The following is a 17,333-nucleotide window of genomic DNA, read 5'->3' as shown; positions in this document are numbered from 1 at the left end:
AATTGTGTCAGACAAGGGAAGTTCCTTTCCGGGTTGCTATTCGAGATAGAACGCTGACGTTTCTTGTTTACAGCCAATGTATTCCGTGCAGCAGACATTCGCACGGCATCATTTTAGGGTAGCTTCGTACCGCAGTATGTGAGTCCATGCGCGTGGCAGTGAAAGGCAGCTGATCCTAGACCCGCCGTTCGTGGATCACGCGGCGAAGGTGTCAGGAGAGCCCCATTTTGTGAATTCGGTTTTCCTGCTGCGTGCGCTCGCAGCGTGTATAATGCTGCGTCAGCGCATCATTCAGTGCTGCCACGCAGCAGGAAAACCAGCCATTCGTACAACTTGCAACGAAGGACCGACGGCCAAGGATCATGTTGCAGGACGTATTCTAGAATTCCACCACAGCGCGGATGGATTTGCCCTCGTGCATTAAGTTGAACCCGTGGTTAATGTCCTCAAGCTTCAATTTGTGAGTGATCATTGGATCGATTTCGATCTTGCCATCCATGTACCAATCTACAATTTTGGGTACATCCGTGCGTCCGCTCGCGCCGCCGAATGCGGTGCCGCGCCAACTGCGCCCGGTGACCAATTGAAAAGGACGTGTGCTAATTTCTGCGCCAGCAGGAGCTACGCCGATGATAATGCTTTCGCCCCAACCTTTGTGCGCGCATTCAAGTGCTGTGCGCATGACGCCGACGTTACCAGTGGCGTCAAACGTGTAGTCTGCCCCGCCGCCTGTCAGTTCAACCAGATGCGCCACCAGATCTCCGTCAACTTTGGAGGGGTTTACAAAGTCGGTCATGCCGAACCGCGTGGCCATTTCAACCTTACCGTCGTTAAGATCAACGCCGACGATTTGATCCGCACCCGCAAGGCGCAGGCCTTGGATTACGTTTAGGCCAATACCCCCCAGGCCAAACACGATTCCAGTTGATCCAATCTCAACCTTTGCAGTGTTAATGACGGCCCCGATACCCGTGGTCACACCGCAACCGATATAGCAAATTTTGTCGAATGGCGCGTCCTTGCGGACCTTCGCGAGAGCGATTTCAGGAACAACGGTATGGTTGGCGAAGGTGGAGCAGCCCATGTAGTGATGGATGGGTGTACCATCGAGCATCTTGAAACGGGTCGAGCCGTCAGGCAAAAGTCCTGCCCCTTGGGTGCTTCGGATCTTCTGGCACAGGTTGGTTTTCGGGTTGAGGCAGTATTCGCATTCGCGACATTCAGGCGTGTAAAGTGGGATCACGTGATCGCCGACCTCAAGGCTCGTCACGCCTTCGCCGATCTCTATAACGATGCCCGCGCCCTCGTGTCCTAAGATTGCTGGGAAGATACCTTCGGGGTCATCTCCAGATCGGGTGAATTCGTCGGTGTGGCACAGACCTGTGGCCTTGATCTCAACCAAGACCTCTCCGGCGCGAGGGCCGTCCAATTCGACGTCCATAACTTCCAATGGTTTTCCAGCCTCAAGGGCTACGGCGGCACGTGTACGCATTTCTGCTCCCAAAAATTACTTGATCTTTCACCTGATTCACTCTCATCTTGTGAGAAGTAGTCTCGCAATACAAGAGCACTCATCTAAAATGCATCTCGAACGCCTCATCAGTTTGCTCGAAATTATTGCCGTAATCGGTCGCCCCGTTTCTGCGACAGAAATTCAGACCGCCAGCGGACTACCGAAGCCGACATGCTACCGGCTGGTGCAAACTTTGCATGAGCAAGGGTTGATCGAAGACCAGAACGATGACGGACGTTACGTGATCGGCGAGAAGTTGATCCGGATCGCGCTTTTGGGCAAGTCGGATGTCGATGTAAGACGGGTGGCAGCTCCATTGCTGAAGGGCGCCGCTGCGATGTTCAATGAGACAGTTTTTCTTGCACGGTTCCGCGACAGCAAGGTTGAAATCATCCACGTAGAAACTCCAGAGGACCCCGCCCGCGCCTTCATTCATCCGGGCATTGGCGAGCGCCCGCTACATGCTTGTTCATGCTCCAAGGCCATCGCGGCCTTTGCGGAGACCGAGTTTCAGGACACAATCATGCGTGGCAGCTTGCAGGCCTACACGGATCACACCAAGACCACACGGGCAGATTTGCTCGCTGAATTTGACGTAATCCGCCGCCAAGGGTTTGCGGACTGCGACCAAGAGATTGATGTAGGCATATCCAGCGTCGCAGCCCCCGTAACTATCGGAAACATCGGGGCCACTTTCAGCGTCGGCGCTGTCGGCCCGGTTCGGCGTTTCGGGACGGAATACAGACATAATATTGGTCGCCAGCTGACCCAACTTGCCACAAAGATCAGCGGTGCCATCCAACTATGCAACGTGGGCGAGGTTTGAGGAGACCAAGTTCTGCGGTTGTTTCGAACCCCATGGAGGTGGGGGAAATTTTAGGGAGGAATACAAATGAACAAACCGATGAAACCTGATCCAACGTTTCACGCGTCACCTAAACTAGCTATGGAAGCCCCGCCGGAGAATTTCGCATTTACGGTGATGCTTGGCAAAGACAAGGACCAACACGACGGGCTGGCAGTTATAGACCTGCGTAGTGGCTCGGACACCTACGGTGAGATCGTCCATACGGTGATGACCGAAACCACCGGCGATGAATTCCACCACTTTGGTTGGAACGCCTGCTCGTCCTCGTTGTCGCCCCTGTCAGGTCATGCATTTCTAGAGCGCCGCTATCTGATTGTACCGGGCATCCGGTCGTCGCGAATCTTTATCTTCGACGTCAAAGATCCCCTCAAGGCACACATCCACAAGATTATTGAGCCCGAAGAACTGTTTGAGAAGACTGGTTACTCACGTCCCCACACTATCCACTGCGGCCCCGAAGGCATTTACGTGTCGACCCTTGGTGGCGGTGGTCCGGACGGGACAGACGGGCCTCCCGGAATATTCATCATGGATTGCGAAACCTTCGAAATCATCGGCCGCTACGAGATGGACCGTGGTGCGCAAGACAAACACTATGATTTCTGGTGGAACCTGCCGCAAGATTACATGGTCAGCTCTGAGTGGGGCCTGCCGCCACAATACGAGAACGGCGTTGTAGCCGAGGATCTTTTGTCCAACAAATACGGCCACTCGATCCACTTCTGGGACCTGCGCGCACGGAAGAACATCCAGACCATGGACTTTGGTGACAACTACCAGATGGCCCTGGAAATCCGGCCCGCCCACGATCCGACCAAATCCTACGGGTTCTGCGGTGTGGTGGTGGATACAACCAATCTGCAAGGAGCGATCTTCACGTGGTGGCGTGATGATGATGGCGTGTGGCAGTCCAAGAAAACTATCACCATTGATCCACGCCCAGAAGACCCTGAAAACTTGCCTGATTTGCTGAAAGGCTTTGGCGCTGTGCCGCCGTTGGTCACCGACATCGACCTAAGCCTCGATGACAAATACCTCTATGTGGCTTGCTGGGGATTAGGCGAGATGCATCAATACGATGTCTCCGATCCGATGAACCCGGTACTGAACGGGAAGGTTGAACTGGGCGGTATCGCGACAGAGCATAAGCACCCCAACGGCAAAGATGTCATATATGGCCCGCAAATGGTCGAGATCAGCCGCGACGGGAAACGCGTCTACTGGACGAACTCGCTCTATAGTTCATGGGACAACCAGTTCTATCCTCACCAAGAAGGTGGGCAGATGGTGATGGCAAATGTGGGGGAGGACGGCAGCTTCTCTCTTGATCCTAACTTCTATATCGACTTCCCAGAAAACATGCGCGCCCATCAGATCCGTCTGGAAGGCGGGGACTGTTCAACCGACAGCTTCTGCTATCCGTCGGTATAATTGATGGAAGACATGACATTGGCGGCCCTTTGGTGGGCCGTCATTTTTTCGGGCATCTATCACGGTGTGAACCCGGGCATGGGATGGCCCTTAGCTGTATCGGCTGCGCTGTTTGAGCGCAAAAAAATGGCAATGGCAAAGGCGCTGGCTATGCTCGCGGCGGGTCACTTTCTAGCAATGGTCGTCATTTTGTTACCGTTTTCGATGATGTACTTCTTGATCGACAACGAACGCGAAATCCGGATTGGCGCGGGAGTGCTGGTGGTCGCAATGGGTATCTACCTTCTGATCAACCGACGACATCCAAAAATTCTGGCCCGCGTCCATCCCGCTAAGCTGGGTCTTTGGTCGTTTCTGGCCGCCACTGCGCATGGTGCGGGACTGATGCTTGTGCCGATTTACCTTGGCATTTGCGGGCTTTTGGTACCGAGCGAAAGCTTGTCCGGCACAGGTCACGCAGCTGCACAAGCGCTCATGAGCAACAATGTGATGACTGCCTTTCTAGTAGCCGCAACCCATACCTTTGCCATGACCTTTGCGGGGGCTGCGATTGCAATCTTTGTCTATGCTTGGTTCGGTTTGAAATTCATTTCGAAAAGCTGGTTCAATCTTGATTTGGTTTGGGCGCTGAGCCTCATCATCGTTGGTGCATTTGGCATATATTCTGCCTTTGGGGTCCATCATTGAAGTCAGATGTACGCCTCTAGGAGCATCCAAGTTGAGGTTAAGAGGGTCATGAGTTTAGACCTCATTTCCAAGTAAGATCAACCCAGGTGAATGGCTGGTACAGGGGAAACCGTTGCTTTACCGAATATGCTCTGCTGCAAATGCGAGGAATGCTGCGCTAGCAATAGCCGCAACCGCAAAAGGCGGCTTCGTCCTGTGTGGATGGCGTCTGCTTTGCAAGGAAAAAATGCTCTGATTGCGCGGTTAGTCAGTACAGTCCTGTGTCCGGCCTTTGATCGCGGCGTCGATATTTGCCACTGGCCTTGATGGGTTCCGCTAACCTGTTCCCAATCGGCGACGCGAACCTGAGAGTTCAGGACAAAGCACGGGATTTCAGGTTTTCGGATGACCGCACGTGCCAGCATGGCATTCGTCTTGCAATTCGGGTTTGTTTGGTTCCTCCGTTTATGCTGCTGATTGCCGGTAATACGTTTCCTTGGTGAGGATCGCCCAGATGATCCGCGCCGTCTTGTTTGCCATCGCAATGGTCGCGAGGCGCATTGGTTTGCGTTCAAGTAATTGCATAATCCAGGGATGCACCCGCTCTGGATAGCCACGGGCACGCTGAACTTGAGAGGTCATGCCAATCACAAGCAATCGTCGGAGATAGCGATCACCTTTCTTGCTGATCCGGCCCAGACGTTCTTTGCCACCACTCGACCTGTTCAACGGAGTGAGTCCGAGCCACGCGGCGAACTCGCGTCCATTTTTAAACTGTTTGCCGTCGCCGATGGTGGCGACAATGGCTGAAGCGGTGATGGGACCGACGCCGGGCACCGTCCTAATCCGTTTGGCGAGCTCATCGATTCTGGAATGATACTCGATCAGTTTGTTGTAAAAACTCACCCGGTCATCGAGATCGACAACCTGGTCACAGAGCGTTTTGAGCATGCTCTTCGCCACGTCAGGTATGTCTATGCAGTCATCTGTCTGAAATGTCTTAATGAAACGCATCGCCGCAACCGGCCCATTCCCGATCACATGACCAAACTCTCGAAGAAGACCGCGGATCACGTTCATCATTTGAGTTTTCTGACGAACGATGAGCTGGCGCACACGATGCATCGTCAACAAAGCCTGTTGCTCTTTCGACTTCACAGCGACAAAACGCATCGTCGGTCGCGTGACTGCCTCGCAAATCGCTTCCGCATCAACCGCATCTGTTTTGCCACGCTTCACGTATGGCTTTACATAGACGGCAGGCATCAGGCGCACATCGTGACCAATCGCAGTCAACTCACGCGCCCAATGATGGGCTGATCCGCACGCCTCAATACCGACAAAACAGCTTGGTAGCGTCTCGAAGAATTTGAGCAACTGTCGGCGTCGAATTGAACGATTGAAGACAATTGTGCCTTCGGCGGTGATACCGTGAACTTGGAAAACGTCCTTGCCAAGATCCAATCCTACCGTCGTAACTTCCATGGTGGGGCTCCGTTCCTAGCTGATGAAAACATCTGCACTATGCAGCATTGCACGACGGTTGGGTGCAGACGCCATCCACTCCATCCGCACTCTGCGAGTTCGTGCACGGTGCAGCGAACGGCGGCTTCCGTTCTTTGCATCGGATGCTGCGTTTAGGCTCAAGGCAGTTGAATGTCATTTGGTAAAACCAAACAGGTTCCGCTTTTTACTTACTTCGTTAAAAAACTCTCATTGCAGCGCCTATAAGTCCCAGATCAACTCATCCGAAAAATAAGATTCCAGAGTTAGCAAAGAGCGGCCCAACTGGCGCACGGTTTACATCTTAACTTATCTCGGCAATCTCAGATAGGACATAACTCATTGATTTTGATATCTAAAATAAACTCGTGATTACCTCCTGTTACCAGGCATTGGTCCACTGGGTGGCTGAGCATGCCGCAGGTCTTTTGATCTGCTGAAACACTCTCAGCCTAAAGAAAATAATCTCCGCAGTGCAGGGGGACGGGTCTGCAAGCTTCGATTTGCCTGGACTTTAGACCCACCCCCTGCCCCTTCGTTGTCTTGCGTCGTCCTTGTTGCTGGCAATCGTGACGTTTGTTGAGTGCGGCATGTGGATCACCTGCGTGTATTACCGATCTAAGCGCGTTGATCCTGATCAAGTCCAAACTTTGGAAATTGTGCTAAACTTACAGACGTAGAAATGGAGGTCCCATATGGATGATCTAGTCAGATTAGGGCGAGAATTCGTTGAGGCAATGAGAGATCGCCGTGGCATTGAACATGTCGACGATATCTATGCCGAAAATGCAGAATCCGTAGAGGCGGTTGTGCCGCCTGGACGGGATGTGCGGATCGCAAAAGGCCGGGATGCTATCAAAGGTAAACGTGAGCATTGGGTGGCAACTCACGACATCCAAACGTTTGAAGCAGACGGGCCATATGTCCATCCACCAAGCCGGTTCGCAGTGCGCTTCGAGGCCGTGGTCATACAGAAATCTACTGGTCGTCAGATGACCCTGCGCGAGATCGCAATTTATACGGTTGAAGGTGAAAAAATCGTGCGGGAAGAATTCTTCATGTTACCAAAATAGGCAATATGCGTTGTAGTAGTGGGTGTCACCCGCTGACAACCTCATCGCCAAGATCAGCCGACAGTACGTTCAGAGGAAGTTAGCAGAATCGAATTGGGTGGTAATTGACGGTCTGGCTGCATTGCAAATGCAATGTTACGAGGAGGAGCATGAAGACCATACTCCCAGTACAGGTATTTCCGCAACATCCCCACAAAGAGAACATCGGATTCGCTCCAGCGCTTCACACGCCGACAATAATCTAGCGGGCTTGGCCTTGATTTTTTCAAGCAGGGAGACCGAATACTCGTTTCAAAAGCCCGTTAATGTACCCGTGGACTGCCCGGGCCGTGCGTGGATAAACCGCTGCTGTTTTTAATACTTCACAGTCATCGACGATGCTGTTTGAAAGGGATTTGCGTAGATATGGCCAAAGGAGCTACTGACACTTCAAACCTCAAGCGGTCAGTTGGTCTGACCGGCCTGGTTTTATATGGCCTTGGGGTAACGATCGGCGCCGGGATTTATGTTCTGGTGGGCGAGACTATCGTGCGAGCAGGAACCTATGCGCCTGCGGCGTTCCTACTTTCCTCTATCGTGATGGGTTTCACTGCAGCTTCCTTTGCAGAACTTTCTGGGCGTGTGCCTCAAGCCGCAGGTGAAGCCGTCTATGTTGAAAAATCGTTTGCTCTGCCGTGGCTGACGATTGCGGTGGGCCTTGCCGTTCTGATTGAGGCGATGATCGCGGCAGCCGCCATTGCGGTGGGTGCGGCAGGCTATGTGTCTCAACTTGTTCCGCTATCAATCGAAACGCTGATCATCATTATCGTCATTTCGATGGCGGCCATCGCATGCTGGGGTATCAAGGAGTCAGTCGCCATCGCGGGCACCATGACTTTGGTCGAGGTCACAGGGCTGCTGGTGATCATCTCTTTTGGGATCGGCAGCGATCCCGGTAGCCTGAGTGAGTTGCCTGCTGCACTTGCCCCGTCACCCGGGGATTGGCCTGCCCTTTCGGGCGTCCTGGCCGCGAGTATGATCGCATTCTTTGCGTTCATCGGATTTGACGATGTGGTTAACCTTGTTGAAGAAACCAGGAACCCCACCAAAGTAATGCCCTGGGCCATCGGAATAACTCTGTTCTTGGTGACGATCCTTTATGTTCTGGTGTCGTTTGTGGCCGCGCAAAATGTTCCTGTCGAAGAGTTGAATGGTGCATCCGCCCCGATCAGCCTTCTATTTGAACGTCTCACCGGTCTACCACCTATCGCAATAACCTTGATTGCGATCATTGCGACGATGAACGGTGTTGTCATCATCTTGATCATGGCGTCGCGGGTAACCTATGGAATGGCCCAGGAAGGACGGCTGCCTAAGTGGATAGGTGCAGTGTCACCACGCACGCAAACACCGGTCAGAGCGACAATTTTGATTGCCATGATTGTGCTGGTTCTGGCCGTTTTTACGCCACTCGATACTCTGGCGGAAACCTCTTCCGAAGTGCTTTTGGTGGTCTTTGTGATGATCAACCTCGCGCTGGTGCGGTTCAAGATCAAAGGCATGCCTGCGCCCGAAAACGCGTTTACCGTTCACATTGCCTTTCCGATCACCGGGGTCGTTTTATGCCTCGCGCTTTTGCTGGGCGCATCGCTTGCCGGTGGTTGACGCAAAACACTGGTGCAGGGCACATCATGGACGAAAGCGTCCGTTGCGCATAACGTAATGGATGTCAGCCTGGAATAAATCTGCCGAGGATACCACTTGGAACAGAGCCTTTCACCCGAGCCAGAAGGCGTGACGAACGCGACCAACGATAGTGTCCGTGGTTTTCTGGAGAACCTGACCGGCCCTTCGAGGGGCACGATCGCATGGCTTGTGGGGGATCAGGCCATCGTGTGCATCGGGGATGACAGGATATTACGGGTCGTTCCGGATACAACCACGGCGGACAAGACCGGCGCGCGCGCGGACCTATCATGGTCCACGGATACCTATGAGATGAAGGCGCAGTCAAACGCGGACATCTGGGTAAATGGGCGCAAAGTTGGAACGGCACATTTGATGCAGGGTGACATGTTAGAATTCGGCGAAGACGGGCCGATGTCGCGGTTTCGTCTATGCAATCAAGCCTTTCCGACCAGTTGGTCGGTCGAGGACATACTGAGCGACGCCGTCGCCTATGCCCGGACAAGCCGCAGACCTATCAGATCGCGCCTGTCACATGCCCTGTTTGAAAGCGCGCGCAGGATAATGTTGGAAACGACCCTTATTTTCCGGGCCACGGTCATTGTTGTGCTGATGGCGCTGACCCTTTTTGTTGCGTGGCAATACCGCAGCGATATCTTGATAGCACGCACCATGCAGCAGGAGGCATTGAGGCTTGAAGTCATCGCAAGCACATTGGCTGAAACCCGCGAGGAGGCTTTGACATCGACTGAGCTGGCGACTCTGCGTGAACAACTGGAACTGCAACTGGTCACCAGCGCCGACCGTCTTTCCGTACTGGAACGCCGTCTAGGTGCGTCAGGGCGTGTCATCAACGGTTCCATTGCATCCGTTGCCTTCCTTCAAGGGGCATACGGATTGCGCCAGAAAGAAAGTGGGAAATTTCTACGTCATGTGCTGGGCCCGGATGGAATGCCCTTGCAGACGCCCTTTGGCAAGCCGCTGGTGGATCCCGACGGCACAGGCAAACCGATAGAATTCCAGTTCACCGGCACTGGATTTCTGCTGAAAAACGGCGGGCATTTGGTGACGAACCGGCATGTCGCTTTACCCTGGACGATCGGTGATAGGCCCGAGAGTTTCGACCAAAGTGGGTTGGAACCCGAAATGCTGAAGCTCGTGGCGTTCTTGCCGGGTTTGGCAGTCCCGGTGGATGCAGACCTTCTTGCTTTCAGCAATACTGCTGACGTTGCTCTTTTGTCGCTGGAACAGTCCGCCACGCATGGTCGGGGATTGATCTTGGCTCAAGAGATGCCGGACATTGGGGATGAGGTGTTCCTTCTAGGTTTCTCCACGGGCCTGCGCGCGTTGTTGGCGCAAGCTGGCCGTGAGTTTCTCATGGCGCTTGAGGAGAAGGGGGAAACGGATTTCTGGACGGTTGCGACCCGATTGTCGAAAGAGGACAGAATTGCACCTTTGGCCAGCCGTGGGATCATTGCGCAGATTACTAAAAAGGCGGTCGTCTATGACGCTGAAACCACTGTGGGAGGAAGCGGCGGACCCGCGATGGATAGCAATGGCCATGTCATCGCTGTAAACGCCGCGATCCTGCCTGAATTCGGCGGGGCGAATATCGGAGTGCCCGTTCTTGAAGTGCACCGGCTTTTGGAAACGATCAAACCGAATTGAGCGAGACGCATCATTCCGATGTGCGGTAGGGCGACGACTGAACGACCAGAACTACCAAGAGTGGGACGGCGACCGTGATTACGCCAACGACGATCAGCAGTTGGCCGAGTTGAGAATAATCCGCAACCGATATCTGTTCTCCGCTTGCGGGGTCAACCGAGGCGCGGGTGACCAAAAACATCTGGTTGAGATACTTTGTGCCCAGGCTGCTTGCTGACAGCGCCATGTTTGTGAACGACGCCATGACGGCAAAGAAAGTGGCCTTCAAATCGGGCGGTGCGTTGCGTGCAATCCACGCCAACATCGGCACCATGGCGATCTGGCCAAGCGGCGATTCAATCGCCGTGTCGAGTATGGCAATGAATCGCGCATCTACGATCCCGCCGGTGTGTGCGGCCGTCCATTCTTGTATACCATAGTAGAGTCCGATGTTGGGCAGCGACAGCACGCCCGCCGCGATCGCTAGTAGAACCACAATATATGCTATCGACCGCTCCGCCATCAAAGGCCGCAAGACGACAAGCCCAATCAGCGTGAGCAATGAGGTGATCAACGACAGGATCGAAAGGAATCTTTCATCAAACCCAAGGCCATCGATTTCGAACCACGTCAAACCAGGTCCTGGCAAGGGCACTGCCCTGAAGACAAAAATAATTGTGGCGGTGCCGATCAGAACGCGGGCCGCTTCAGGAGGTATTTTTTTTACCAGTTCCCGGATCAGATAAAGGATCACAGACAGAGAGGAGACGAAGACGATCTCCTGCGCGTAAACCAACTCTGATGTGCCCAATACGATGCTCAGCACCACAAAACCCAGACCGCCGCCAAGAATTGGCCAGTTGACCTTGGTCTTTTCATCTGGGGGTTCGTGCGTTTTGCCCAGCATCGTCTTGCGCCGTTGAATGAAACTGTGCAGCACCATTCCGCTGACGGAAATCACCGGGATCGCAAGAGCGGTGAGGTAAACACGGGCATACAAGTCCAACCGTGCCTCTTGCGGCAATACCTCGGCACCGGTAAAAATCCAGATGTTGACCGCCGCGACAGACACAAATCCCGAAATGATCGCGATCCTGCCAAGTGTCTGCATAGTGGTATGCATCGCGCGCGCTTCAGGGCCACTGAAGGGTCGCCCTGCGTCGCTGAACCGCGGCACCGCCTCGACCGTCATCGCATCTGCAACAATGTCCTGAATGGCGTAGCCGGACGGGGCCAACAGTAAGGCGATAACATACCACGTCGCCAGCGGGAAGATGGCGCCCATCTCGATTGGTCGCGATACAAGTCCAAACATGATTAACAATGACAGGGTAATAAGCCCGGCCCCCAGCAGGATCAGCAATCCTTTCCACCTCCAGAACAGATCCACGACATGTCCGAGGGGAACCTTGAGTATCCAAGGTAGGCCGGCCCAAAATGCTAAGCCTGCAATAAATTCAGCCGACAGGTCCAGATAGTCTTTCAGGAAAAAGGCCCCGACTACCGACGTCAGCCCTGAAACACCTGCTGCAAAATACACCATGAGTGGAGGCAGGAATGACAACCGCATTTGCGACCAAAGGTCGAGGAAAACGCGCTGAAACCAGGAACGTCTGCCCATTGAATTGGGTTGGTCTCTCCAAGTCATCAAAACACCGCCTTATCAGAGCATCACATCTCTTGAGGCCAACATTTCCGTAACGCTACTTGGATCACAGTTGCTAGCCTGTCGCGCAATCATCAGCAACTAGGTGCTCGTTCTTAACAAAGACTAATGGTAACCTAACGCAAAATGAAGATGCGATTGAGGTATCGCGCATCTGGCAAACTCTCGATGTAGACGGGAAAAGCCATGAGTAGGACAGCTCTTGCCCATCTGCTAGCTAGAAACGAGCAGTAGAATTGACGCTTGGGTGACTTGATAACCCACACGCCAATAGTCATGGCAGTTTTCATTTTTGAGATACCCACCTCTGGCTTTAGTACTGCTGCCTGGCATTCTTGGACGTGCCATTTTGGAAAACTTGTGCTGTCTACCATCGATTGATGGTCGACCATAGGCTGATCTTTTCCAGTTAGCGCTCGCTTTGCTTTCGCCATCTAGCAGGGAGCGTTTAGTATCAGAATCATTAATTCGGTGATCTGCGCGTCTTCAAAACCCTGTCTGCTGGCCACCTCCAGGAAAGTTGAACCGGCATTGCTTGCTTCATAGATTAATAATCGCACCTGGATCAATGTTCTTGATGTCCGCCACAGATATTGTCCACATGTAACGCAGATCTACCCCTCGGTCCAAAACTGACACCCTAGGAGGCTCACAATGTCTGAGCATGGTCATTCCCCCAAAGAAATCGCTCAGCGAATTGGTGCTCCGCCAGGCAGAGGCGTGCTACGGGACGCTGTTTACGGAGCAATTGACGGGGCGGTGACAACTTTTGCTATCGTCGCAGGTGTTGCCGGGGCCGGGCTCTCGCCGTTTATCATTATTGCACTGGGAATAGCGAACGTCCTGGCCGACGGATTTTCAATGGCCGCAGCCAATTATTCAGGAACCAAAGCTGAGCTCGACAACATGCGTCGGATACGAAAGATCGAAGAGCGTCACATAAGAAACAATCCCGAGGGCGAGCGCCTCGAAGTCCGAGAAATTTTGGCAAACAAAGGCCTGACTGATGATGTGCTGAGCCTGGCAACTGATGCGATCACAAGAGATCGTGAAAGCTGGATCGCCTTAATGATGGAAGGCGAATATGGGTTAGGAGGTGTTGACCCACACCCTGTGAAATCCGCCGTAACAACCTTTGTTGCCTTTCTGATTGCCGGCATCATCCCATTGTTCCCGTTCTTTCTCGGGCTGGAAAATGCATTCATTGTCTCAGCTACGATGACCATGGCAACGTTCTTCGTGATCGGCGCGTTGAAGAGCGTTTGGTCTCTTAGCCCATGGTGGCGATCTGCCGGCGAAACGCTTGTGATTGGCGGGGTGGCAGCAGCAATAGCATTTTATGTTGGAACACTGTTCCATGCTTAGGTGGCGGTGTGCAAAATGGTTTGCTTCGTCCGCGCTACAAAACTCAAACCTATCAATTCGCCGCACAACGCGCTGATGACCGCTCTAAGCAAATGATGCTCTAAGATGGGAGTTCCTCCAATCGCCCGGCAAGTGACGGGATTGATTATGTGTCACGGAGATGAACCTGACCGGCCCAATCAAGCTCAATTGTCTTGCTTTCCCCCCTGCTCCGCCTCGCCAAATACTCTGCCACGGGCCGCGGCAAATGGGTAGCTGCGTTGCAGCGTTGGCAACACTGATAAATGTCGGCATTGGGCCGTTACCTATATCACGCTTGAGACTAGCCTTCGGCAGACTCAAGCTTCCAGGCGTCCAATAATTTCGGAAGTGCAATCTCCCAATCCAAAACCCCGGTTTGGGCTGCCCACGAAAGGTACTGACCTTTCAAATCGGCCTCAAGCTTGGGAGATGCGCCAGCCAGATTGTTCAACTCAGTGCGGTCGGCTTCCATATCGTAGAGTTCCCAATCTTGCGAGTATTGGCGCACCAGTTTGAACTGCCCGAGGCGAATTGCTGCGTTTCCTTCATGTTCGAAGAAGATCGGTTGTTCGCGTTCCCATTCGTTTCCACGAAGCAAGGAAAGCAAGGATTCACCTTGCATCGGTTGGATTTCGTGTCCTCCGACCTCGCTCTGATATTTACATCCGGTTGCCTCAAGGATGGTCGGCAAGATGTCCACGACGTGACACGCAGCATGGGCAGTGTCGCGGGCCGTAAACCCTTTGGGCCAATGCGCGACAAGCGGGGTCGATATCCCACCCTCGTGCACGTAATGCTTGAACAATCGGAATGGGGCGTTGGAAACGTTGGCCCAAGGTTTGTCATAGCTTTGATAGGTCAGTGCATTGCCGGGAATAACGTCAGGGCGATTCCCCATCTCGATCTTGCGGCCGTCAGCGGTGGTCTCCGGGAAAAACTTGGCCCACCCATCTTCGGCCATGAACTCGGCACAACCGCCGTTGTCAGACAGAAACAAGATCATCGTGTTGTCGAATTTGTCCATGCGCTTGAGTTCGACGATCAGACGGCCAATGGATTGATCCATCCGGTCCACCATTGCAGCATAGGTCGCCATTTTACGGGCTTCCCAGTCGGTGTTCTGCTCCGCGGTCCAGGGATGGACCTGATGATCGCGCGGGGAAATATCCCAGGTGGTCTGGAACAGCCCCATGGCATTCATCGTCTCGTGCCGCGCCGTGCGCGTGGCATCCCACCCGGCATTATAAGCACCGTCATATCGGGCGATGTCTTCTTCATGCGCGTGAAGCGGCCAATGCGGGGCGGTGTGTGCGAGATATAGGAAGAACGGCTGATCGTCGGGCGTCTCTTCAATCATACCGATTGCCTTGTCGGTGATTGCGTCAGTGAAGTAGAAATCATCAGGGAAGGTCTCGACCCGGCTGTCATCTTCCAACATGTAATGCGGCGAAAAGAAATGCGTGACGCCATCGACAATACCGTAAAAGCGGTCGAACCCGCGTTGGCGCGGCGTTGGGTGCTCTACATCACCGACGCGCCAGCTGTCGACCTCACGGGCCATGAAATCCCCGGCCACATGCCATTTTCCGGACATCAGCGTTCGGTAACCATTCGCCCTCAGATGCTCTGCAATCGTGGCGCTGTCATTGCGCAAGAACCCCTGATAGGCAGGCGTGCCAAGATTGGCCCCCATGTGTCCGACACCTGCGTTGTGTGGATACAGCCCGGTCAGCAACGATGCGCGGGTCGGGCAACATCTGGCGCAATTGTACATGGTCGACAACATGGCACCATCGCGCGCGAGCGCGTCAATGTTTGGGGTCTTGATTTCGGAACCCGTCACGCCAAGATCTGCAAATCCCAAATCATCGGCGAGGATCAAGATGACGTTTGGCCGTTCGCTCATTTCTGGCATCGTCTGATCTCCCGCAATGTCTGAAGAAGCGTAGGGCTGACCAAGTGCAAAAACAACAATCTTCAAACACTTGTGCTGAAAAGCGCCAGCTTGAGATCGCGTTAGGAGGGCACGTATCTTAGATGATGCTGATTCATATCGGCCTTAGATTTCACTCTCGCAGCGAATGAGTGCTTAGCGGACTGCCACTGCAGCATTCTACCGAAGTGCTGATGGTCGGGCATAGGACCGTTTCATTTAGCTTATCATACCCCCCTGCCCCGCCTCGCCAAATACTCTGCCATGGGCCGCGGCAGCCCTCCCTCATATTCAATGATGGCTGCCCGCTCCTCAAACGCATCTTCTGGGTCTGTTAAGACTTTGCGCACAGGCACCCTAGCCTGCGGCAATTGCGGCATTTGCGACAAAGATGCCGGCGAGGGTTTCTTCTTACCCCCGCGAAATTGTTCAGGGCCAGCAACCAGAGAGACAACTTCTGCCTGCGCCAAGCACGCAAGAATGCGTCTGATACCGACTGAGCTCACGCCACCTTCCTCGGTCGGACAATACGCCAATACGTTCTGCTGTTGGCCCCATTGATGACCTGCACCCCCGTCTCGCGAACCAGCCAACCGTGCTCTTCGAGTTTCTTGATGCAGACGTGCAGCGTGTTCCCGTCACGCAAATGACCAGGGCCATTTTTCATCATGGTCCGTTTGTCGATGAACTCTTCGCCCCACCTGTTCACCACCCATTGCCTCAATTCTTCAGCCGCGCAGAGTTCCTCGCTTGGGCGGCCTGTATCAGTGACACGCAGCATCTCCGAGAGATACCACTCCATCATAGCGATCCCGTTTGCCATCATTCCTTCGGTGATCTCAGTCGCATGCTCATCTGCAAAAAGTGATTGCACCCCAGCAATCCTCGCCGCCATTTCAGGGGCCTTTGCCGCAAACCCGGTCATATATTCAAATGCCTCACCCTTGTTTGAGGCGTGTTCCACGCGATTGTAGAACTTAACAAGGAGCTCACGTGCCGGGTCCGACAGCTTCATCTGGCGAGGATCAAGATCCGCCGATGTATCTGGGTGAATTGGCAGATCAAGATGAACCAGTTCGGTGATGCGCGCGTCAAATGCTTCCAACATGGCTCTGGCCTTGATTTCCTTTGCAATGCGCGCGGGGTCTTTGGTGATTTGACGCGATCCAATCTTACTATCAGGCCACGCCATGAGTATTCGAGAAAGAAAGCCCTGGTCCTTCATCATCGGGTCTCCCACGACAGTCTGAGCCACACCCGGCTGTATCATCAGATGCAGGGACACGCGCTTCCCTTGAAGCACGCTTGGTTCCGAAGATGCCCGGCTTTTGCTGATTGAAGAACCATCCCAAAGCTTGGAAAACCCTGCGGCTGTTTTGAGAGCGTTATCTCGCTTCATGCTGTGACCGCCGAAGAACTGACCACCTTCGTCCGTCATGACTGCAACAGAGGGCGTTCCCGTTTCCAGTCGCCTATGCAGTCCTTCGATGGTCGCGTCATTGATCAATAAGGTGGGAACAAGAGGCGGCTCAGGAGCAAGATCAGCCTTTGGATCGCGAGGATCACCCTCAATGACATCAAAATCCTTATTTGGCTTGCGCCTCTGACCTTTCTGGAACGCCAGAAAATCAGCTTCAAACACCTGTCTATTAAGGCGGTACTGGCGTTCCCGTTCCTGATCAACTTTCTTGATTGCCGCCGTCGCCAGCGCGTCGCAGGCTGATTTACGCTCTCCGGACTGAGCGATGGTCAGCGCAAAAAGACTTAGCGGCACATGAAGGTGAAGTGTTTCCACTGTCCGTCGTCAGGGATTTTGGAACCAAGAGCGGCTTAAACTAAGTGAGAGTTTGGCTCATCTGGTTAGTGTGATTATGCGGCGTGTTTGCTGTGATGCAAGCGTCGCGTTTCGAGCGTCTTGCGTTTGATCCTTTCGCGTTGTTTTAGAATGGCTTTGTCACGCCCGAAGTAGACATCTGCGGGCG

General features: G+C 53.6%; 12 protein-coding genes. 7 read left to right on the top strand and 5 right to left on the bottom strand.

All coding sequences use genetic code 11. The annotated features are described in order from the left end of the window. Positions 1–379: 379 nt before the first annotated feature. Positions 380–1,492: an S-(hydroxymethyl)glutathione dehydrogenase/class III alcohol dehydrogenase gene (locus tag C8N31_RS19910; RefSeq protein ID WP_025047810.1), complete on the bottom strand. Its 1,113-nt coding sequence runs from the start codon at positions 1,490–1,492 to the stop codon at positions 380–382. Positions 1,493–1,580: 88 nt separating this feature from the next. On the opposite strand from C8N31_RS19910, the gene C8N31_RS19905 reads away from it, so the two are divergent. The 3 genes from C8N31_RS19905 to C8N31_RS19895 all read left to right on the top strand — a co-directional run bounded on the left by C8N31_RS19905 (position 1,581) and on the right by C8N31_RS19895 (position 4,499). Continuing rightward, positions 1,581–2,339: an IclR family transcriptional regulator gene (locus C8N31_RS19905; RefSeq protein WP_025047811.1), complete on the top strand. Its 759-nt coding sequence runs from the start codon at positions 1,581–1,583 to the stop codon at positions 2,337–2,339. Between the two features lie 66 nt (positions 2,340–2,405). Continuing rightward, the gene (locus tag C8N31_RS19900) at positions 2,406–3,812 is read left to right on the top strand and encodes a selenium-binding protein SBP56-related protein (RefSeq protein ID WP_025047812.1); all 1,407 of its coding nucleotides are present in this window, start codon (positions 2,406–2,408) and stop codon (positions 3,810–3,812) included. A gap of 12 nt (positions 3,813–3,824) precedes the next feature. Next, the gene (locus C8N31_RS19895) at positions 3,825–4,499 is read left to right on the top strand and encodes a hypothetical protein (RefSeq protein WP_420834946.1); all 675 of its coding nucleotides are present in this window, start codon (positions 3,825–3,827) and stop codon (positions 4,497–4,499) included. A gap of 444 nt (positions 4,500–4,943) precedes the next feature. Here C8N31_RS19895 and C8N31_RS19890 read toward each other — a convergent pair whose 3' ends face one another. Then, on the bottom strand, positions 4,944–5,963 hold the full coding sequence (locus C8N31_RS19890; protein WP_025047814.1) for an IS110 family RNA-guided transposase: 1,020 nt from the start codon (positions 5,961–5,963) through the stop codon (positions 4,944–4,946). A 713-nt stretch (positions 5,964–6,676) separates the two neighbouring features. Here C8N31_RS19890 and C8N31_RS19885 point away from each other — a divergent pair. From C8N31_RS19885 to C8N31_RS19875, 3 genes are all read left to right on the top strand, one after another. Next, positions 6,677–7,054 carry a nuclear transport factor 2 family protein gene (locus tag C8N31_RS19885; RefSeq protein ID WP_037918192.1) on the top strand — a complete coding sequence of 126 codons (378 nt, stop codon included), beginning with the start codon at positions 6,677–6,679 and terminating at the stop codon, positions 7,052–7,054. 333 nt (positions 7,055–7,387) lie between these two features. Then, positions 7,388–8,698: an APC family permease gene (locus C8N31_RS19880; protein ID WP_231476767.1), complete on the top strand. Its 1,311-nt coding sequence runs from the start codon at positions 7,388–7,390 to the stop codon at positions 8,696–8,698. Between the two features lie 96 nt (positions 8,699–8,794). Continuing rightward, entirely contained in the window at positions 8,795–10,387 is a 1,593-nt protein-coding gene (locus C8N31_RS19875) for a S1 family peptidase (RefSeq protein WP_146173164.1), read from the top strand. A 10-nt stretch (positions 10,388–10,397) separates the two neighbouring features. Here C8N31_RS19875 and C8N31_RS19870 read toward each other — a convergent pair whose 3' ends face one another. Then, the gene (locus C8N31_RS19870; protein WP_025047818.1) at positions 10,398–11,987 is read right to left on the bottom strand and encodes an MFS transporter; all 1,590 of its coding nucleotides are present in this window, start codon (positions 11,985–11,987) and stop codon (positions 10,398–10,400) included. A gap of 699 nt (positions 11,988–12,686) precedes the next feature. On the opposite strand from C8N31_RS19870, the gene C8N31_RS19860 reads away from it, so the two are divergent. Continuing rightward, a complete protein-coding gene (locus tag C8N31_RS19860; protein WP_025047820.1) occupies positions 12,687–13,397 on the top strand; it encodes a VIT1/CCC1 transporter family protein in 711 nt (236 codons plus the stop codon). A 322-nt stretch (positions 13,398–13,719) separates the two neighbouring features. Here the strand turns inward: C8N31_RS19860 and C8N31_RS19855 are convergent, their stop codons facing one another. Beyond that, positions 13,720–15,333, bottom strand: coding sequence for an arylsulfatase (locus tag C8N31_RS19855; protein ID WP_037918247.1), 1,614 nt, complete (start codon positions 15,331–15,333; stop codon positions 13,720–13,722). Between the two features lie 520 nt (positions 15,334–15,853). Further along, a complete protein-coding gene (locus C8N31_RS19845; RefSeq protein WP_025047823.1) occupies positions 15,854–17,146 on the bottom strand; it encodes a YfjI family protein in 1,293 nt (430 codons plus the stop codon). Positions 17,147–17,333 lie beyond the last annotated feature (187 nt).

Source organism: Sulfitobacter mediterraneus, from assembly GCF_003054325.1.
Lineage (GTDB): Bacteria > Pseudomonadota > Alphaproteobacteria > Rhodobacterales > Rhodobacteraceae > Sulfitobacter > Sulfitobacter mediterraneus.
Note: the sequence above shows the minus strand (reverse complement) of the source record. Positions and strands in the feature narration are given on the sequence as shown.